This window comes from Rhodococcus sp. 66b (genome assembly GCF_002076325.1).
Taxonomy (GTDB): Bacteria; Actinomycetota; Actinomycetes; order Mycobacteriales; family Mycobacteriaceae; genus Rhodococcus_F; species Rhodococcus_F erythropolis.
In genome coordinates this window covers 337,280-355,065 of sequence record NZ_MUZB01000001.1, presented here as the reverse complement: position 1 = coordinate 355,065, position 17,786 = coordinate 337,280, and the positions used below count along the sequence as shown (strand labels likewise).

Sequence of the window (17,786 nt, the reverse complement as noted above, 5' to 3'; positions counted from 1 at the left end):
ATGACCGGACATAGGATGAAGGACGTTCGTATCAGAAAAGGGGAATCGATGTCTGTCCGGAGTGGCACACAGGGCGCTCGTTTCAGCGCGCAAAACCGCATGCGCGCACTTCAGACGGACATCATGAACTTGATCCTCGAACGCAGACTCTCCCCAGGCGACCCGATGCCCACCGAGGCCGAACTGTCCGAAGAGTTGGGAATCGGCCGGAACACGCTCCGCGAGGCACTCAAGGTTCTGCAGGCCTTGGGCGTCGTCGAGATCCGTCACGGTTTCGGAATGTTCGTCGCCCCGAGCAACTTCGACGCTCTCGCCGACGGCCTGACCTTCCGTGGCCGGTTGTCGTTGCAGGGCACCGGGCACGAGGCGATGGAACTGGTCGACATTCGTCAGGCACTCGAGACCGGACTGATCGGTGCGGCGATGGCCGAGATGACGTCGGCCGACCACGCCGACCTCGACGAACTCGTCACCGGCATGGAGGTCCGTGCCGCCGCCGGGAAGAACTTCTCCGACATCGACGCGACCTTCCATTCCCGCCTGTACTCCCCGCTCGACAACCAGGTCCTCGCTCAGTTGATGGACGTCTTCTGGCAGGTGTACAGCGAGATCCAGCAGGCTATCGGGCATTCGGATACACCACTGATCGACATCGCGTCGAAGCATCGTGCGATTCTCGACGCGATCCGTACGGGTGATGCCGTCGAGGCGGCGCACACTCTCGATGTGCACTTCGGTGGCCTGCGCGAGCGGATCGCCGGCCTTCATGCTTCCGAAGCGCAGTAGTTTCGAAACGCGTGATTTTGCTCCGCTGTCTCACCATCGCGCCCGTTCTTCCGGCAAAATTACGGGTATGAAGAACCCGAACCTGACGCCTTCGCGCGTTCTCGCAGTTGTCCTCGCTGCCGCCCTGGTCATTTTCGTGATCGCACGTCGCCGCGACGACGGCGCCCTCAGCCGCGGAGAATGGTTGTCGGACAGCGTCGGACCGGACGACCTCGCCGGCTGAAACGACGTATGCCCTCGGCCGAAACTCGGCCGAGGGCATACGTACGTGTCATCTACTACTTCATCGAATCCAGTCGGGTTCGCGCGTCCTCGAACCCCGACACCAGCTCTGCCATGACCTCGGCGACCGGTCGGATCTCGTTCATCCGTCCCACGATCTGACCGACGGGCATTGCCACAACTTCCGGGTTCTCCGATGCAGCGATTCTCTGATGAGCGTCGCTGACCAGTAGGTTCTGCAGCGGCATCGGCAAGGGCGCCGGTGCTCCCGGGTTCGACCAGGCTTCCGTCCACTTGGTCTTGAGCAACCGAGCGGGCTTACCCGAGTAGATGCGCGAACGTACGGTGTCGGCCGACGTCGCGCCCAACAGTGCACGCTGAATAGCGGAAGGGCCTTCGCCCGACGCACTGCCGAGTTTGTATTCGGACGTGGTGAGCCAGTACGAGCCCATCCACACTCCGGACGCACCGAGTGCAAGTGCAGCAGCCACCTGACGGCCGCTGCCGATACCGCCGGCAGCCAGTACGGACGCCGAATCGCCCAGTGCATCAACGATTTCCGGAACGAGAACCATCGACGCAATTTCGCCGGTGTGACCGCCGGCCTCGTAGCCCTGCGCGATCACGATGTCGACACCGTTCTCGACGTGACGACGTGCATGCTCGACGGCGCCGGCCAGTGCTGCTACCGGAACGCCTTTCTCGTGTGCCTGATCGATGACGTCCTTCGGCGGCGATCCCAGTGCATTCGCAATCAACGCGATCCGGTGTCCCAGAGCAACATCGACGTGAGACCGCGCTACCGAGTGAAGCCATCCCAGTACGCCGGTCGCATGCTCGACGTCGTCGGAAAGTGGCGGCACACCGAGCTCGTCGAGCGTGCGGTTGACGAAGGCGCGGTGCTCCTCCGGAATCAGCTTGTCGAGATCGACGGCGCCGCCCTCGGTCGGCACCTTGGCAGGCATGACGATGTCGACGCCGTACGGCTTACCGTCGGTGTTCTCGTCCATCCACGTCAGTGCGGCTTCGAGCTCTTCCGGATCGTTGAACCGGACGCAACCGAGCACGCCCAGACCGCCCGCGCGGCTGATCGCGGCCGCGACATGCTCGGAAGGAGTGAATCCGAAAATCGGGTATTCGATGCCGAACTTGTCGGCGAGATCCGAACGCATCAGGCTTCCACGCTTTCGTTTGCGGACGCCACAGGAGCGCCGTTTCCGTTGTGATCGTCAGCCTCGCGCGATTCCGTTTCGGCCTTCGCCCAGCGGTAGTCGGGCTTGCCGGCCGGATTGCGCTTGATCTGGTCGACGAACCACACACTGCGCGGAACCTTGTATCCGGCAATCTCTTTGCGCGCTGCGGTGGCGATGTCGTGCAACGTCGGCGACGTGCCTTCGCGTACCTGAACCACTGCGGCAACCCGCTGACCGAAGCGCTCGTCGGGGATACCGACCACCAGCACGTCGAAGATGTCCGGGTGCGCCTTCAACGCGCCCTCGACCTCTTCCGGGTAAACCTTCTCACCGCCGCTGTTGATGGACACCGAACCGCGGCCGAGCATCGTGACCGTGCCGTCGGCTTCGACCTGCGCATAGTCGCCGGGGATCGAGTAGCGAACGCCATTGATGGTGCGGAAGGTTTCGGCCGTCTTGACCTCGTCCTTGTAGTAGCCGAGCGGGATGTTGCCCTTGCGCGCGAGCATGCCGCGCTTGCCCGATCCGGGTTCGACCTCGTTGCCGTCGTCGTCGAGAACCGTTGTGGAGGCGTCGATCTTGACCGTCGGACCGCCAGTGTGCTTCTGACCCTTGCTCAGCACGGCCAGTCCGCCGAAGCCGGTCTCGGATGCTCCGATGGAGTCGGTCAGCAGGCGGTTGGGCAACAGTTCGAGGAACTGCTCCTGGATGCTCGGCGAGAAGAGTGCAGCACTGCTGGCCATCACGTAGAGCGTCGAAAGATCGTACGGCTCACCCGTCTTCGGATTGCCGGCGATCAGTGCGTCGAGCATCGGACGGCCCATCGCGTCACCCGTGATGAAGATCAGGTTGACCTTGTGCTTGTCGATGTTCTGCCACACCTCGTGGGCGTCGAATTCCGGGTGCATCAAACAGGTTCCGCCGCCGAAGAGGCTGTGGAACACCGCAGACTGCGAACCACCGTGAATCATCGGGGGGATCGGGTAGCGGATCATGCTCGGGTTGGCTGCGCCGATCTTCGCCATCTCGTACTCGTCCTCGACCGGAACTCCGGTGACGAAGTTGATGCCGCCGCCGAGAACACGCCACCAGTCCTCGTGGCGCCACATGACGCCCTTGGGACTTCCGGTGGTGCCGCCGGTGTAGAGCATGAAGATGTCGTCGTTGCTGCGCTCTTCGAAATCACGCTCACCCGAACTCTGCGCGAGTGCGTCCTCGTAGCCGATGCCGAAAGCACTGAAGTCCAGATCGGTGCCGTCCTCGACCACAATGACGGACTTGACCTTGGGAGTGTTCGGCAGGACGTTCGCGACCTTGTCCGAGTAGCGGCGCTCGTGAATGAGCGCAACCATGTCGGAGTTGTCGAAGATGTACTGCAACTCGTTCTCGACGTACCGGTAGTTGATGTTGACCATCACGGCCCGGATTTTGAAAACGGCGACCATGGCCTCGATCGCCTCGATGACGTTCCGGCAGTAGATGCCGACCTTGTCACCCGGTTGAACGCCATGTTCACGCAGGTAGTGACCGAGGCGGTTTGCTCGGTCCTCCAACTGCGCATAAGTCATCTCGCGGTTGTCCGAGACCAGCGCAACGCGGTCCGGAACGAGGTCGATTGCGTGCTCTACGAAGTCTGCGATGTTAAGGGCCACGAGTTCAAAGTAGAACGTGTTACCGTTTCTGGCAAGACCCAATTTGAGAGCCAGCTCACAGACCCGCCAGGAGCCATCAGTGTCCACTTCGACGACCGAAAAATCAGACGTTTCGGAAACCGCGCCGCATTGCCTCGTGGAGAAGCGCGGCCACGTTCTCATCGTGACCATGAATCGCCCCGAGCGTAAGAACGCCATCACCGGCGAAATGATGGCGATCATGGTCGACGCCTGGGATCAGGTCGACAACGACCCCGAAATCCGCGTCGCGATCCTCACCGGAGCTGGCGGCGACTTCTGCGCCGGCGCCGACCTCAAGAACATGTCCGCCAAGCCTCCGGGAGATTCCTTCGCGGGCGGCGGCGTCGACATGTCCAAGATCGAAGGTCTCCTCAAGGGTCGCCGGTTGACCAAGCCGCTGATCGCTGCGGTCGAGGGTGCAGCCATCGCCGGTGGAACCGAAATCCTGCAGGGCACCGACATCCGCGTCGCGGGCGAGAGCGCCAAGTTCGGCGTCTCCGAAGCCAAGTGGGGGCTCTTCCCGCTCGGCGGTTCCGCGGTGCGTCTCGTTCGACAGATTCCGTACACGATCGCAGCCGACATCCTGCTCACCGGTCGTCACATCAAGGCTCCGGAGGCCAAGGAGATCGGGCTCATCGGCCACGTCGTCCCGGACGGTCAGGCCCTCGACAAGGCGCTGGAGCTCGCGGACCTGATCAGTGCAAACGGCCCCCTCGCTGTGCAGGCGATTCTCAAGACCATCCGCGACACCGAGGGCATGCACGAGGAAGAGGCCTTCCAGATCGACGCGCAGCTGGGCATGAAGGTGTTCATGAGCGCGGACGCCAAGGAGGGCCCGCGAGCCTTCGGTGAGAAGCGGGCGCCCCAGTTCAAGGGTGTCTGACCCAGGGTTGCCTGACCCACCCCTGCCTGAGCCCCCCCCTTCCCGGCCCCTCTCGGTGCACCCACCCCCTTTTCGAGCGAACGTACCTTTCGGCGCCTTCAGTGCGCCGAAAGGCACTTTCGCTCAGCCGGTTTCGTCCAATTTGACCCACCTCGACCTCGCGAACACCTGTGGCCGGGGACGTGACTGCGCCAATCTGTAGTGCGCACGCAGGTCGTCGATCACACGATCAGGGTCCGTTCGCAGTGCACTGGGCACCGTCGGCAACACGATGATTCCCGCATTCTGCATACGCGTCCGACGTTCCACCGTGCGCTTGTAGTCCGTCGGCGCGGCATGCCATTCCAAGGAGTCGATGTCCCACGCGAAGGCAACCGAATCGATCCATCCGTCCGGAATTGCGATGAAGTCTCCGTCAGCATCCCGGATCTCATGGTTGAACAACATTTCCGGCAGCCCGCTCCGCTGCCACAGTTTTCGCGCGTGAACCTCCGGAACCGAGTGGACGTTCGCGTTCACTTCGCGCAACACGACCCGAGGTAGCGCGGACCCCCGACTGCTGCCCGCCTCGAGTTCCTTCGCAAGTTCGCGCACCGAGACGTCGCCACGCTGAACGACCTCGGCAATGAGTGCCCGTGTGGGATCGAGGGCCCTGCACCGCCTCGCAGCGTCGAGTAGTGCCCTCGGCAGCGGCGCACAGCGCAGACCGTTGCGAATCTCCGGCTCAGGCAGTCGAACAGTGCGCTCCACCGTGACGAACCCAACCGATTGAACACGACGGTCGATGGGGATGAGCACCTGCACATCCCCGGCGTGCGTCCGATATCCGTACTCCGACATGGCAGATCGCCCCGTCAGCAGAGACTCGTCACCGCTCAACATGAGCGCAGCGATCGATCGTTGACGCGGCGTCGGTTGACCATTTCGGAGCAGGATCACTCCTGGCAATATGCGCTGCCAGGGTCCACCCACTCGACACCGGGTGTGCACGGCGGAGTTGGAGACGCCCAATCGCGCCAACTCGGCCGTTCGGATCACTCCGCTTCGACTGACGCGGTAGATCGCGTCCAGATCATCGCCCCACATTCCACGCCGCATGGTCGCAGCATGACTCGAGTAGCACCGCGGGCCCCGGCGGCGACCTGGGGTTTTGGCGGCCCTGTGGATAACTTTCGGCGAGCGAAAGGCGCGTTGAGCGCCTCAGATGCGCTGAACGTGCCGTTCGCTCGAAAAAAGGGGGGTCCCGCTCGAAAAAAGGGGGTGCCCCGCTCAACCACCCACCGCGGCCGCGAGCTCTCGCACATGGTCGGCGTCGCGGCAGGTCACCAGCAGCATCGTGACTCCGGCTTTCTCCCAACGCTTCACGTCCGCGCGCACCTCGTCGACGTTGCCGATGATCATGGTCTCGGTGACCATCTCGTCGGGGACGACGGCAGCAGCTTCGTCCTTGCGGCCCGACATGAAGAGGCGACCGATCTCGTCGACCTCCTTCTCGTAGCCCATCCGCTTGTAGACCTGTGCGTGAAAGTTCAACTCCGGGGCGCCCATTCCGCCGACGTAGAGGGCGGTCATCGGCTTGAGAGCGGCGATGGCCGCGGCACGATCGTCGGTCACGATGACCTGGCACGTGGCGGCCACCTCGAAGTCTTCGCGGCTACGACGGGCCCCGGCGCGAGCGAAGCCTTCGTCGAGCCACTTGTTGTACATCGGCGCCAGGCGCGGGGTGTAGTAGATCGCCAGCCACCCGTCGGCGATTTCACCGGCGAGCGCGACGTTCTTCGGCCCTTCGGCGCCGAGCCAGATCGGGATGTCCGCACGCAGCGGGTGCGTAATGGGCTTGAGCGGCTTGCCAAGTCCCGAACTGCCCGGTCCCGCATACGGCAGAGGGTAGTGGGGGCCGGGGCTGGTGACGGGCGCTTCACGGGCGAGGACCTGGCGCACGATCGAGACGTATTCGCGGGTGCGCGCGAGCGGCTTCTCGAATGGCTGGCCGTACCAACCTTCGACGACCTGCGGTCCGGATACGCCGAGCCCGAGGATCGTTCGCCCACCGTTGAGGTGATCGAGAGTGAGCGCGTGCATGGCACAGCTGGTCGGTGTTCGCGCCGAAATCTGTACGACGGAGGTGCCGAGACGGACGTTTTCGGTCCGAGATCCCCACCAGGCGAGCGGGGTGAAGGCGTCCGAGCCCCACGACTCCGCCGCGAAGACCGCGTCGAATCCCGCGCCTTCCGCGGCCTCGATCAGTTCCGGGGCGTTTGCCGGCGGCTGTGCGCCCCAGTATCCGAGTTGCAACCCAAGCTTCATCGCAGGCCTCCACATTGCCGGTGATCAGAAGTGACTCTTGCCACAATCTCTAGAACCTGTTCTACTCGATCTTGTGACCATCGGAAAGAGCGGGGTGGCCGACAAGCCCCTGAGCGCACCATTGAATCTCCATTTCGACTACACCAGATCGACGGGACCGACCATCGGCGCGTTCGTGACTGCCCTGCGTGATCGCAAGGTGATCGGCGCACGTGGGTCGGACGGTCGTGTCTTCGTGCCGCCACCGGAATTCGATCCGGATACGGCCGAACCACTGACCGACTTCGTCGGAGTCTCCGACGGCGGAACGGTCGTGAGTTGGACGTGGATGCCCGAACCCATCGAGGGTCAACCCCTGACGAAGCCTTTCGCGTGGGCCCTGATCAAGCTCGACGGCGCGGACACGTCCATGCTCCACGCGGTCGACGTCGACTCCCCCGACGACATCAGCACCGGCCTGCGGGTTCGTGCTCGCTGGGCGTCGGAGCGGATCGGGCAGATCAAGGACATCGAGTGCTTCGAACCAGGTGAGAGCGAAAATGGAATCGCGACAGTCGATTCCAGCGCCGATCCTGTCACCATGATCACGACGCCTGTCGACCTGCACTTCATGCATTCCGCTTCGGCCGAGGAGAGCTTCTACCTCCGCGGTCTCGCAGAAGGCAAACTGATCGGTGGTCGCAGCGGACCCGAAGACAAGATCTACATCCCACCGCGCGGCGCGAATCCCACCAACGGGAAGCCGACGAGCGAGCAGATCGAACTGCCCGACAAGGGAATTGTCACCACCTTCTGCATCGTCAACGTCCCGTTCCTCGGGCAGCGAATCAAACCGCCCTACGTGGCCGCCTACGTGCTTCTCGACGGAGCCGACATTCCGTTCCTGCACTTGATCCTCGAATGTGATGCCGCGGACGTACGCATGGGCATGCGCGTCGAAGCCAAGTGGAAGCCTCGCGAAGAGTGGGGTTACACCCTCGAGAACATCGAATACTTCCGGCCGACAGGTGAACCCGACGCCGAGTACTCCACCTTCCAACACCACCTGTGAGGCTCCTGAAATGACTTCTGCAGACATCGCAGTCGTGGGCTTTGCTCAGGCACCCCACGTCCGCGAAACCAACGGCACCACCAACGGCGTCGAGATGCTCGTCCCGTGCTTCCAGCAGCTCTACAGCGATCTGGGAATCACCAAGTCCGACATCGGCTTCTGGTGCTCCGGATCTTCCGATTACCTGGCCGGACGAGCGTTCTCCTTCATCTCGGCCATCGACTCCATCGGAGCGGTCCCGCCGATCAACGAATCTCACGTCGAGATGGATGCTGCGTGGGCCTTCTACGAAGCGTGGATCAAGATCTTGACCGGCGAGGTCGAGACCGCGCTGGTGTACGGCTTCGGCAAATCCTCCGCCGGGCACCTGCGCAAGATCCTGTCCATGCAGCTCGATCCGTACCTCGTCACTCCGCTGTGGCCGGACTCCGTCTCGATCGCCGGACTTCAAGCCCGACTCGGACTCGACGCGGGTAAGTGGACGCAAGAGGACATGGCGGAGGTTGCCGCTCGTAGCCGTCGTCACGCGCTGAGTAATCCGAAGGCTCAGCTCGCAGGCGAGGTCGACATCGAGGCACTACTCGCCAGCCCGTTCCTCGCAGATCCGTTGCGCGCACACGATTGTGCGCCCATCACCGATGGTGCGGCAGCAATCGTCCTGGCCTCGGGTAACCGCGCCCGCGATCTCTGCGAGCGGCCGGCGTGGATCACCGGACTCGAGCATCGCATCGACTCCCCCAACCTGGGTGCACGTGACCTGACCACGTCGCCGTCCACAACGTCGGCAGCCAAGGCGGCAACAGGCGGCGAGGTCGGCAACATCGACGTCGCCGAGCTGCACGCGCCGTTCACTCACCAGGAATTGATCTTGAAGGAAGCGATCGGCCTGACCGACGCCACCACGATCAACCCGTCCGGCGGTCCACTCAGCGGCAACCCACTGTTCGCCGGTGGTCTGGAACGAATCGGCCACGCCGCCAAGGCAATCTTCGACGGTCAGGCGAATCGCGCTCTGGCCCATGCAACAAGCGGCCCTGTGCTGCAGCAGAACCTGGTAGCAGTCTTGGAGGGACGGAACTGATGGCCGGAACGCCTCAACTCGCGGCCGTGCTCGGCACCGGCCAAACTCACTACGTCGCAAAGCGTCATGATGTCTCGATGGCGGGCTTGGTTCGTGAAGCCATCGACGCCGCGATGCTCGACGCCAACGTCGGCTGGGACGACATCGACGCCGTCGTCATCGGAAAGGCCCCCGACCTGTTCGAGGGTTCGATGATGCCCGAACTCGCCATGTCGGATGCTCTTGGCGCCAACGGAAAGCCGTTGCTGCGTGTTCACACTGCCGGCTCGGTGGGTGGTTCGACGGCTATCGTCACCTCCAGCCTGGTCAAATCCGGTGTCCACAAGCGCGTTCTGACGGTTTCCTGGGAGAAGCAGTCCGAGTCGAACGCCATGTGGGCGCTGTCCACACCGGTACCGTTCAACATGCCTGTCGGCGCCGGCGCCGGTGGATACTTCGCCCCGCACGTCCGTTCGTACATTCGTCGATCGGGCGCACCGGAGCACATCGGCTACCTCGTCGCGGTGAAGGATCGGCTCAACGGCAGCCTCAATCCGTATGCGCACCTGCGGCAGCCGGACATCACCTTCGAATCGGTGCAGGCATCTCAGATGCTCTGGGATCCGATCCGCTACGACGAGACCTGCCCGTCCTCGGACGGCGCGTGCGCTCTGGTGATCGGCAACGAGGAAGCGGCCGCACAGGTCGAGGCCGAGGGTCGTTCGGTCGCGTGGATCCACGCGACGTCCATGCGCACCGAGCCGACCTTCTATGCCGGACGCGATCAGGTCAATCCGCAGGCCGGCCGTGACGCCGCGGCCGCGCTGTGGAAGTCCGCGGGAATCACCGATCCGCTCAACGAAATCGACTGCGCCGAAATCTATGTCCCGTTCTCGTGGTTCGAGCCGATGTGGCTCGAGAACCTCGGTTTCGCGGAGGAAGGCCAGGGATGGAAGCTGACCGAGGCCGGCGAAACCGCGATCGGTGGCAAGCTCCCGGTCAATGCCTCGGGCGGTGTTCTCTCTTCCAACCCGATCGGTGCCTCGGGGATGATCCGTTTCGCCGAGTCGGCGATGCAGGTCATGCACCGCGCCGGCGATCACCAGGTGGCCGACGCGCGCAAGGCTCTCGGCCATGCCTACGGCGGTGGCTCGCAGTACTTCTCGATGTGGGTCGTCGGCTCCGAACGTCCTACCACGTAACAGCAGCACACACGCCGATCAGGAAGAGGCCGAAGATGAAGTACACCGTCGGGGTTGCCATGAACCCCTTGGACCAGTTAGCCGGTATCGCCAAAACGGCCGAAGAATGCGGCTTTTCGTCGATCGCTCTCCCCGATTCACTGTTCTTCATGGAAACGCAGGCGGCGGATTACCCGTACACCCCGGACGGGTCTCGGATGTGGAATGCCGAGACCCCCTGGGTCGATCCGCTGATCGCCGCAGCTGCAATGGGCGCGGTGACCGAGAAGATCGAGTTCTACACCCAGGTGCTCAAGCTGGGTAGCCGCAATCCGGTCCTGCTCGCGCGGCAGGTCGGATCTGTAGCGGCATTGACGAACAACCGTTTCGGCTTCGGCGTCGGAATCGGTTGGGCTCCTGAAGAGTTCGAGTGGTGCGGCGCTCCGTACAAGCGTCGCGGCGCCCGAGTGGACGAGATGATCGACGTTCTCAAACTTATTCTCGGCGGCGGGATGGTCGAGTATCACGGCGAGTTCTTCGATTTCGATCGCCTGCAGATGAGTCCAGCTCCCACCAAGCCGGTTCCGTTCTACGTCGGCGGCCACACCGAGGTGGCACTCAAGCGTGCTGCGCGAGTCGGCGACGGTTGGACCTCGGCGATGATCAAGTTCGACGACCTGGTGGGTGTGATCGCACGACTACGCGAACTGCGCGCCGAGTACGGCCGCGAGAACGAGCCGTTCGAAATCCAGACGGTGTGCATCGACCGTTTCGGCAAGGACGGTTACGCAGAACTCGAAGATGCCGGCGTCACGGACATCATCACCGTACCTTGGGTTTTCGACGGAATCGGCTTCGATGCCCCGCTGGAGGCAAAGCAGGATTCGATGCGTAAGTTCGCCGAGCAGTACATCAACTGAGGAGTCGCGATGACTGACGAACACCCCGCCCGCGTCGCGGGTAACGCTTCGCGCGCCGCAGCGAGTGGCAAGAACAAGGAAGCCTGGCTGGACCTCTTCGCCGAGGACGGTTGGGTGGAGGATCCGGTCGGGCCGTCGGGATTCGATCCCGAGGGCAAAGGCCATCACGGCCGCGAAGCGATCTCCAAGTTCTACGACATGACGATCGCGACCGCGGACAAGCTCGAGTTTCTGATCGACGATTCACTGGTGTGCGGCAACGAGAACGTCAACATCGGCAAGATCCGGACCACCATCGGCGGCTCGATCATCGACGCCGAGGGCGTGTTCGTCTATCGCGTGAACGACGCAGGCAAGATCGCGTCACTTCGAGCATTCTGGGAAGTGGACCGTGCGATGAAGACGGCACGCAAAGCCTGAGAACCCACAGTACGAGAGCGGCCCCGGTCATCGACCGGGGCCGCTCTCGTCGTATTCGAATCAGCCTGTCGTACTTGCACCGAGAACCCTGAAATGGTTTCCTGGTTGCCAACGTCGCGTGTCGATGACGGACTGCGTCAGGCATGGAGGCGTCGTACTGCAAGGGGTCACTCATGACCATTTCGTTCAACCACACCATCATCGCCGCAAAAGACCGCCAAGAGTCTGCGTGGTTCTTCACTCACATGTTCGGTCTGCCAGGCCCGGTCGAAGCCGGCTACTTTCTCGGCGTCGAACTCGAGCACGGGGTGACACTGGACTTCGCACAGGTGGAAGAGGGCGCCGAGGTTGCGTCTCAGCACTACGCTTTCCTCGTCTCCGAAGACGACTTCGACGGCATCTACCAGCGGATACAGGCGTTGAAACTTGATCACTGGGCCGATCCGCGCCAGTCGAGCACCGGCTTCAACACCAACGACGGTGGGCGTGGGGTCTACTTCCTCGACCCGTCGGGACATTTCCTGGAAGCGATCACCAAGCCATACGGCGGCTGAATTAGAGATTGAACTACAAACGGCGGCGCCTACGGGAGATGAGGGATCCCGCAGACGCCGCCGCAGTTCCAGGTTGCCAACTAGTGGCCCCCCGGAACGTCTACTGTAGTTCTGCGTGTTCGAGAGTGCAGAGGCAACTCCCGAAAACCTACACAGAACCTACTCGCCGGTTACCAGGTCAGTATATGTCCGGATCAGTGTTTGACCGGGCAGCCCGATGTCTTGTAATCAACCTGAAACTCTTTGATGCCGTTGAGCCAGCCCGAGCGCAGGCGACGGGGATCGCCGAGCCTGGTGATGTCGGGTAGGTGATCGGCGATCGCGTTGAAGATCAGATCGATTTCGAGACGAGCCAAGTTGGCGCCGATGCAGAAGTGCGCACCCGTGCCGCCGAATCCGAGGTGCGGATTGGGGTCACGCATGATGTCGAACTTCGTGGGATTCTCGAAGACGTCTTCGTCGAAGTTGGCCGACGCGTACATCATCACGACGCGATCGCCCTTCTTGATCTTCTGTCCCCCGAGTTCGGCGTCTTCGAGCGCGGTGCGCTGGAAAGAGGTCACCGGGGTGGCCCAACGAACGATCTCGTCGGCCGCAGTCTTCGGGCGTTCCTTCTTGTACAGCTCCCACTGGTCGGGATTGTCGAGGAAGGCAACCATGCCGTGTGTGATGGCATTGCGAGTGGTCTCGTTACCCGCGACCGCAAGCAGAATCACGAAGAAGCCGAATTCCTCTGGGGAGAGCTCATTTCCGTCGATGTCAGCTTCGATGAGCTTGGTGACGATGTCATCGGCGGGACACTTCTTGCGCTGATCCGCCATCTGGTACGCGTATCCCAGAATCTCCATCGACGCTGCCTGCGGGTCGATGTCGAACTCAGGATCGTCGTAGGACGTCATCTGGTTGGACCAGTCGAAGAGCTTCATTCGATCTTCCTGCGGCACACCGAGAAGCTCGGCGATTGCCTGCAGCGGAAGTTCGGACGCGACCTGAACCACGAAGTCTCCGGCACCACCGGCAGCCGCAGTCTTGACGATCTTTTCGGCGCGCTCGGTCAGTTCTTCGCGCAGGCTGTTGATGGCTCGCGGGGTGAATCCACGCGAAACCAGCTTGCGAAGCTTGGTGTGCTCCGGAGCGTCCTTGTTGATGAGGATGAATCGCTGCATCTCGACGTTCTCGCGCGGGATGTCGTCGGCGAAGCGAGGAATCGCAGTGTTCTCGTGGGTCGAGAAGATGTCGCTTCGCTGCGAGACTTCCTTGACCTCTTCATGACGGGTGACCACCCAGAAGCCCTCGTCCTGGAATCCACCGATTTCCGGGGGCTGCGGATTCCACCACACGGGGGCCGTCTTCCGGAGTTCGGCGAACTCCTCGAACGGCATGCGTTCCGCGTAGATGTCGGGGTCCGTGAAGTCGATTCCCTCGGGGAATGCGGGCTGTGCCACTGATGTCTCCTGCCCTAAGCCTTTTCATCACAGGGGTGATGGGGATCCGTGATGTGTAACACGTTCTACTCTCATTGAAACACAAGCCTGCTTACTAGGAAAGGAAACGTCGACAGGTCTTGCTTCCCGCAGAGAACCTGTTCTACTTTTTCATTACAAGGAAAGGAGCCCGCTGTGGGCACACCAGTAATCGTCGAGGCTGTCCGTACACCGATCGGCAAGCGCGGAGGTTGGCTCGCCGGTCTGCACGCCGCCGAGATCCTCGGAGCGGCACAAAAGGGCGTTCTCGACCGGTCGGGAATCGACCCGTTGCTGATCGAGCAGGTGATCGGCGGCTGCGTCACCCAGGCCGGCGCTCAGTCCAACAACATCACGCGCACGGCCTGGCTGCACGCCGGACTTCCGTGGCAGACCGGGGCAACCACCGTGGACTGCCAGTGTGGTTCGGCCCAGCAGGCGAACCATCTGATCGCCGGACTGATCGCCACCGGCGCCATCGACGCCGGCATCGCCTGCGGCATCGAAGCCATGAGCCAGGTTCCCCTCGGCGCCAACGTCGGCGATCAGGCCGGACCGCGTCGGCCGGCGACGTGGGACATCGACATGCCCAACCAGTTCGAAGCTGCAGAACGCATCGCTCGTCGTCGCGGACTGACCCGTGACGACATCGAAGCCCTCGGCGTCCGCTCGCAGGCGCTGGCCAAGCAGGCCTGGGAGGAAGGGCGTTTCGACCGCGAGGTTCTCGAACTTTCGGCGCCCCAGGTCGACAAGGAAGGAAACCTCACGGGCGAGACCAAGCTCGTCAATCGCGATCAGGGCCTGCGCGATACGACGGCCGAGTCCCTAGCCCGACTGAAGCCCGTCCTCGAAGGCGGGATTCACACGGCCGGAACGTCTTCCCAGATCTCCGACGGCGCGGCCGCAGTCCTGCTCATGGACGAGGACAAGGCTCGCGCACTCGGGTTGAAGCCGCGAGCCCGCATCATCGCCCAGGCCCTGGTCGGCTCGGAACCGGAATTCCACCTCGACGGACCGGTGCAGGCAACCAGCCGTGTCCTGGAGAAGAGCGGAATGAAGATCGGCGACCTCGATCTGTTCGAGATCAACGAAGCATTCGCATCCGTCGCACTGTCCTGGGCTCAGGTTCACGAACCCGACTTCGACAACGTCAATGTCAACGGCGGCGCGCTCGCTCTCGGCCATCCGGTCGGCAGCACGGGCTCTCGACTGATCACCACCGCACTGCACGAACTCGAGCGTCGCAACGGCTCGACGGCTCTGATCACGATGTGCGCCGGCGGCGCGCTGGCCACCGGAACCATCATCGAGCGTATCTGAGATGACTACTCCCCCAGCTAAACCCAAGGGACTCGACGCTCCGGCGACGGTCAAGATCATCAAGTGGATGTCGAAGGCAAACGTCGCCATGTATCGCGCCACCGACGGGCGGCTGGGTAGCAAGTGGCGGGTCGGCAGCGCGTTCCCACGCGGGCTGCCGATCTGCCTGCTCACCACCACCGGTCGCAAATCCGGCGAGGAGCGGATCAGTCCGTTGCTGTTCCTCGAGGACGGCGAGAACGTGATTCTGGTGGCGTCGCAAGGAGGTCTTCCGAAGAACCCGATGTGGTACCTCAACATCAAGGCGGACCCGGTGGTGACGGTGCAGATCAAGTCTCGGATCCGATCGATGAAAGCCCGCGTCTCCACCGAGGACGAGCGCGCTCGGCTGTGGCCGATGTTGACGGCGATGTATCCGGATTTCGACAACTATCAGGCCTGGACCGACCGGATCATTCCCGTCATCGTGTGCGAGCCACTGAAGAAATAAACGGACTGTTTACAACAAAACGTTTACATCGACCCGGGTTCGTGCCAGCCTGGGTTCATGACCGATGACCAGTTCAGACCGATCGATTCCGGCCGCGAACGCGCACATCGCGAGTACGCCGGACTCTTTCGGATCAGCGAGCGCCACGGCGCGACCCAAAGCCAGCGCGCGCGGCAATCCCATCCGGAGATGCTCGAGCCCTACGGCGCGGTGCGCGTCGTGGCTCGTCTCGCCGGCGGCACCGACACACCGCAGCCGAACGAACCCGAGGTCGACGACGCCGATGTCATGGCTGCGTTGACTCTGATTCCCAAGGCCCGAGCCGAAATGGAACAGCTGGAAGCGCTGTTCCTCGGAATTGCCCGCGAACGGGGCATGACCTGGCAAGATATTGCCTTCGGACTCGGGCTCGGCAGCACTCAAGCTGCCCGCCAGCGCTACGAACGGCTCGTTCGCCGCACCGGAGGCTGAACACGTGCCATAACGAGCGAGTTGGAGCACTATTGACTCGTACGGTCCGCACGGCGTTTCGACAGAGCCTCGAACACAGCAAGGAGTCGCATATATGACGACGCATATTCAAGATCAAATCCTGGACCGACGCGAGATCACCTCAGCCCTCGTGCGTGCGCTGGAGCGTCGCCACGAGGTGCTGGACGCAGTGGTCGACAGCAAGGACCACCAGGAGGCACTGACCACCGTCGCAGAACTGCTCGGCACGTCGGAAGCAAATGCCGAAGCAGTTCTGAGCCTCAAGTTCAGTGCGCTCACCAAGGCTGCGCGCGATCGCATCCAGGGCGAGCTGGAGAATCTCGACGCCACTCTTGAATGGACGACGCTCGATCGTCCCGCGAGCAGCGGGCAGAACTTCACCCTGCGTCCGTTCAGCGACAGCGCAGAAGACAAGTCGCTGTTCACGATTCGTTCGGGCGAGCAGCTCGGCGAAGACGGCAAGCCGTGGAGCGAGGATCGGATCGAAGCTGAGCGCGTCGGTGGCCTCGGCCGGATCGACGACGAGACCGCTGCCTGGTTCGTCGCCGAGGACGTCTCCGGTGACGGCTCGAAGAGCGTCGGCCTGGTATTCGGCGAACTCGACGGCCAAGAGGTCAACGTGGCGATCTGGATCGCGCCGGAATCTCGCAAGAAGGGCTACGGCACAGCCTGCGTGAAGCATTCGCGGCGCGAGCTCGCCGCAGAGTTCCCCGGCACCGTGTTGGTGGTTCGGGCGCCTGCGTAGGCGGCACACCACCTGTGAGTGGTTAAGGAGTCCCTGCACTCCTTAACCACTCACGGGGCCGGAGGCCCTACGCTCCGTACACCGGCGTCGGAATCTCCGCCTTCTCCAACAGCGTTGCCACGACGGGCCCGATCTCCTTCGGGTCCCAACGGTCACCCTTGTCCTCGCTCGGGCCGTGACGCCAGCCCTCCGCGACGGTGATCTTTCCGCCCTCGACCTCGAACACCCGCCCCGTGACGTCCTTGGACTCGGCGCTACCGAGCCAGACGACCAGCGGCGAGATGTTCTCGGGCGCCATGGCATCGAAGCCCTCTTCGGGAGCTGCCATCGACTCGGCCATCGCCCCACCCGCGCCGACGGTCATGCGCGTGCGCGCAGCAGGCGCGATCGCGTTGACACTGACGCCGTAATTCTTGAGCTCGGCTGCGGCCTGGATGGTCATCTCGGCGATACCGGCCTTCGCCGCAGCGTAGTTACCCTGGCCGATCGAACCTTGCAGTCCTGCACCCGAACTGGTGTTGATGATGCGTGCGTCGACGGTCTTGCCTGCCTTGGCCTCAGCGCGCCAGTAGGCAGCAGCGTGACGCAGCGGCGCGAAGTGCCCCTTGAGGTGCACGCGAATCACCGCGTCCCACTCGCCTTCGCTCATGCCGACCAGCATGCGGTCCCGCAGGAAGCCCGCGTTGTTCACGAGTACGTCCAGGCCACCGAAGGTGTCGATCGCGGTCTTGATCAGATTCTCGGCGCCCGCCCAGTCGGCGACGTCGTCTCCGTTGACCACTGCTTGGCCACCGGCGGCGATGATCTCCGCGACAACCTGCTCGGCCGGACTCTCACCGGTCTCGGAACCGTCGGCACCCGCACCGATGTCGTTGACGACGACCTTGGCGCCCTCGGCAGCAAACGCCAAGGCATGCGCACGTCCGATCCCGCGACCAGCCCCGGTGATGATGACTACGCGTCCGTCGACCAATCCACTCATATTTGTCTCCTAATGCACTCTGCTCGGGCTTGTCGGCTCCGCTT

19 protein-coding genes are annotated in these 17,786 nt (G+C 62.9%); 13 read left to right on the top strand and 6 right to left on the bottom strand.

What is annotated here, in order from left to right:
• Window positions 1–48 precede the first annotated feature (48 nt).
• Both B0E55_RS01660 and B0E55_RS31810 read left to right on the top strand, forming a co-directional pair.
• On the top strand, window positions 49–786 hold the full coding sequence (locus B0E55_RS01660) for a FadR/GntR family transcriptional regulator (protein ID WP_024487763.1): 738 nt from the start codon (window positions 49–51) through the stop codon (window positions 784–786).
• 67 nt (window positions 787–853) lie between these two features.
• Entirely contained in the window at window positions 854–1,009 is a 156-nt protein-coding gene (locus B0E55_RS31810) for a hypothetical protein (protein WP_019746984.1), read from the top strand.
• Between the two features lie 55 nt (window positions 1,010–1,064).
• On the opposite strand, the gene B0E55_RS01655 is transcribed toward B0E55_RS31810, so the two are convergent.
• The gene (locus B0E55_RS01655) at window positions 1,065–2,180 is read right to left on the bottom strand and encodes an NAD(P)H-dependent flavin oxidoreductase (protein WP_080908955.1); all 1,116 of its coding nucleotides are present in this window, start codon (window positions 2,178–2,180) and stop codon (window positions 1,065–1,067) included.
• Window positions 2,180–3,853 (bottom strand): acyl-CoA synthetase, encoded by a 1,674-nt coding sequence (locus B0E55_RS01650; RefSeq protein WP_080909053.1) that lies wholly within the window; start codon window positions 3,851–3,853, stop codon window positions 2,180–2,182. The genes B0E55_RS01655 and B0E55_RS01650 overlap by 1 nt, the downstream gene beginning before the upstream one ends.
• 79 nt (window positions 3,854–3,932) lie before the next feature.
• Between B0E55_RS01650 and B0E55_RS01645 the strand changes: the two genes are divergently transcribed.
• Window positions 3,933–4,757, top strand: coding sequence for a crotonase/enoyl-CoA hydratase family protein (locus B0E55_RS01645; protein WP_080908954.1), 825 nt, complete (start codon window positions 3,933–3,935; stop codon window positions 4,755–4,757).
• 123 nt (window positions 4,758–4,880) lie between these two features.
• Here the strand turns inward: B0E55_RS01645 and B0E55_RS01640 are convergent, their stop codons facing one another.
• Window positions 4,881–5,855 carry a hypothetical protein gene (locus B0E55_RS01640; RefSeq protein WP_020968491.1) on the bottom strand — a complete coding sequence of 325 codons (975 nt, stop codon included), beginning with the start codon at window positions 5,853–5,855 and terminating at the stop codon, window positions 4,881–4,883.
• Window positions 5,856–6,026: 171 nt separating this feature from the next.
• A complete protein-coding gene (locus B0E55_RS01635) occupies window positions 6,027–7,064 on the bottom strand; it encodes an LLM class F420-dependent oxidoreductase (RefSeq protein WP_080908953.1) in 1,038 nt (345 codons plus the stop codon).
• Window positions 7,065–7,137: 73 nt separating this feature from the next.
• Between B0E55_RS01635 and B0E55_RS01630 the strand changes: the two genes are divergently transcribed.
• The 6 genes from B0E55_RS01630 to B0E55_RS01605 all read left to right on the top strand — a co-directional run bounded on the left by B0E55_RS01630 (window position 7,138) and on the right by B0E55_RS01605 (window position 12,250).
• Window positions 7,138–8,115, top strand: a complete 978-nt coding sequence (locus B0E55_RS01630; protein WP_198538382.1) for a Zn-ribbon domain-containing OB-fold protein — start codon at window positions 7,138–7,140, stop codon at window positions 8,113–8,115.
• A 10-nt stretch (window positions 8,116–8,125) separates the two neighbouring features.
• Window positions 8,126–9,196, top strand: coding sequence for a thiolase domain-containing protein (locus tag B0E55_RS01625; protein WP_003945801.1), 1,071 nt, complete (start codon window positions 8,126–8,128; stop codon window positions 9,194–9,196).
• The gene (locus tag B0E55_RS01620; RefSeq protein WP_080908952.1) at window positions 9,196–10,377 is read left to right on the top strand and encodes a thiolase domain-containing protein; all 1,182 of its coding nucleotides are present in this window, start codon (window positions 9,196–9,198) and stop codon (window positions 10,375–10,377) included. Before B0E55_RS01625 ends, B0E55_RS01620 begins: the two co-directional genes overlap by 1 nt.
• Window positions 10,378–10,412: 35 nt before the next feature.
• Window positions 10,413–11,276 carry a TIGR03619 family F420-dependent LLM class oxidoreductase gene (locus B0E55_RS01615; protein ID WP_019746978.1) on the top strand — a complete coding sequence of 288 codons (864 nt, stop codon included), beginning with the start codon at window positions 10,413–10,415 and terminating at the stop codon, window positions 11,274–11,276.
• A 9-nt stretch (window positions 11,277–11,285) separates the two neighbouring features.
• Entirely contained in the window at window positions 11,286–11,696 is a 411-nt protein-coding gene (locus tag B0E55_RS01610) for a nuclear transport factor 2 family protein (RefSeq protein ID WP_019746977.1), read from the top strand.
• Window positions 11,697–11,869: 173 nt separating this feature from the next.
• The gene (locus B0E55_RS01605; RefSeq protein WP_020906296.1) at window positions 11,870–12,250 is read left to right on the top strand and encodes a VOC family protein; all 381 of its coding nucleotides are present in this window, start codon (window positions 11,870–11,872) and stop codon (window positions 12,248–12,250) included.
• A 194-nt stretch (window positions 12,251–12,444) separates the two neighbouring features.
• Here B0E55_RS01605 and B0E55_RS01600 read toward each other — a convergent pair whose 3' ends face one another.
• On the bottom strand, window positions 12,445–13,695 hold the full coding sequence (locus tag B0E55_RS01600; protein WP_080908951.1) for a cytochrome P450: 1,251 nt from the start codon (window positions 13,693–13,695) through the stop codon (window positions 12,445–12,447).
• A 174-nt stretch (window positions 13,696–13,869) separates the two neighbouring features.
• Between B0E55_RS01600 and B0E55_RS01595 the strand changes: the two genes are divergently transcribed.
• The 4 genes from B0E55_RS01595 (at window position 13,870) to B0E55_RS01580 (ending at window position 16,760) form a co-directional block, all read left to right on the top strand.
• The gene (locus B0E55_RS01595; RefSeq protein ID WP_019746975.1) at window positions 13,870–15,033 is read left to right on the top strand and encodes a steroid 3-ketoacyl-CoA thiolase; all 1,164 of its coding nucleotides are present in this window, start codon (window positions 13,870–13,872) and stop codon (window positions 15,031–15,033) included.
• Window position 15,034: 1 nt separating this feature from the next.
• Window positions 15,035–15,523 (top strand): nitroreductase family deazaflavin-dependent oxidoreductase, encoded by a 489-nt coding sequence (locus tag B0E55_RS01590; protein ID WP_029254509.1) that lies wholly within the window; start codon window positions 15,035–15,037, stop codon window positions 15,521–15,523.
• Between the two features lie 57 nt (window positions 15,524–15,580).
• Window positions 15,581–15,994, top strand: coding sequence for a hypothetical protein (locus tag B0E55_RS01585; RefSeq protein ID WP_021342917.1), 414 nt, complete (start codon window positions 15,581–15,583; stop codon window positions 15,992–15,994).
• Between the two features lie 94 nt (window positions 15,995–16,088).
• Entirely contained in the window at window positions 16,089–16,760 is a 672-nt protein-coding gene (locus B0E55_RS01580) for a GNAT family N-acetyltransferase (RefSeq protein ID WP_019746972.1), read from the top strand.
• Between the two features lie 67 nt (window positions 16,761–16,827).
• Here B0E55_RS01580 and B0E55_RS01575 read toward each other — a convergent pair whose 3' ends face one another.
• Entirely contained in the window at window positions 16,828–17,742 is a 915-nt protein-coding gene (locus tag B0E55_RS01575; protein WP_020906294.1) for an SDR family oxidoreductase, read from the bottom strand.
• Between the last annotated feature and the right edge of the window lie 44 nt (window positions 17,743–17,786).

Bases quoted from the DNA above. Each gene is read 5' to 3' on its own strand.
- B0E55_RS01605 (WP_020906296.1), top strand. From the start codon at position 11,870: ATGACCATTTCGTTCAACCACACCATCATCGCCGCAAAAGACCGCCAA.
- B0E55_RS01635 (WP_080908953.1), bottom strand. From the start codon at position 7,064: ATGAAGCTTGGGTTGCAACTCGGATACTGGGGCGCACAGCCGCCGGCA.
- B0E55_RS01660 (WP_024487763.1), top strand. From the start codon at position 49: ATGTCTGTCCGGAGTGGCACACAGGGCGCTCGTTTCAGCGCGCAAAAC.
- B0E55_RS01610 (WP_019746977.1), top strand. From the start codon at position 11,286: ATGACTGACGAACACCCCGCCCGCGTCGCGGGTAACGCTTCGCGCGCC.
- B0E55_RS01615 (WP_019746978.1), top strand. From the start codon at position 10,413: ATGAAGTACACCGTCGGGGTTGCCATGAACCCCTTGGACCAGTTAGCC.
- B0E55_RS01575 (WP_020906294.1), bottom strand. From the start codon at position 17,742: ATGAGTGGATTGGTCGACGGACGCGTAGTCATCATCACCGGGGCTGGT.
- B0E55_RS01580 (WP_019746972.1), top strand. From the start codon at position 16,089: ATGACGACGCATATTCAAGATCAAATCCTGGACCGACGCGAGATCACC.
- B0E55_RS01590 (WP_029254509.1), top strand. From the start codon at position 15,035: ATGACTACTCCCCCAGCTAAACCCAAGGGACTCGACGCTCCGGCGACG.
- B0E55_RS31810 (WP_019746984.1), top strand. From the start codon at position 854: ATGAAGAACCCGAACCTGACGCCTTCGCGCGTTCTCGCAGTTGTCCTC.
- B0E55_RS01620 (WP_080908952.1), top strand. From the start codon at position 9,196: ATGGCCGGAACGCCTCAACTCGCGGCCGTGCTCGGCACCGGCCAAACT.
- B0E55_RS01585 (WP_021342917.1), top strand. From the start codon at position 15,581: ATGACCGATGACCAGTTCAGACCGATCGATTCCGGCCGCGAACGCGCA.
- B0E55_RS01655 (WP_080908955.1), bottom strand. From the start codon at position 2,180: ATGCGTTCGGATCTCGCCGACAAGTTCGGCATCGAATACCCGATTTTC.
- B0E55_RS01640 (WP_020968491.1), bottom strand. From the start codon at position 5,855: ATGCGGCGTGGAATGTGGGGCGATGATCTGGACGCGATCTACCGCGTC.
- B0E55_RS01625 (WP_003945801.1), top strand. From the start codon at position 8,126: ATGACTTCTGCAGACATCGCAGTCGTGGGCTTTGCTCAGGCACCCCAC.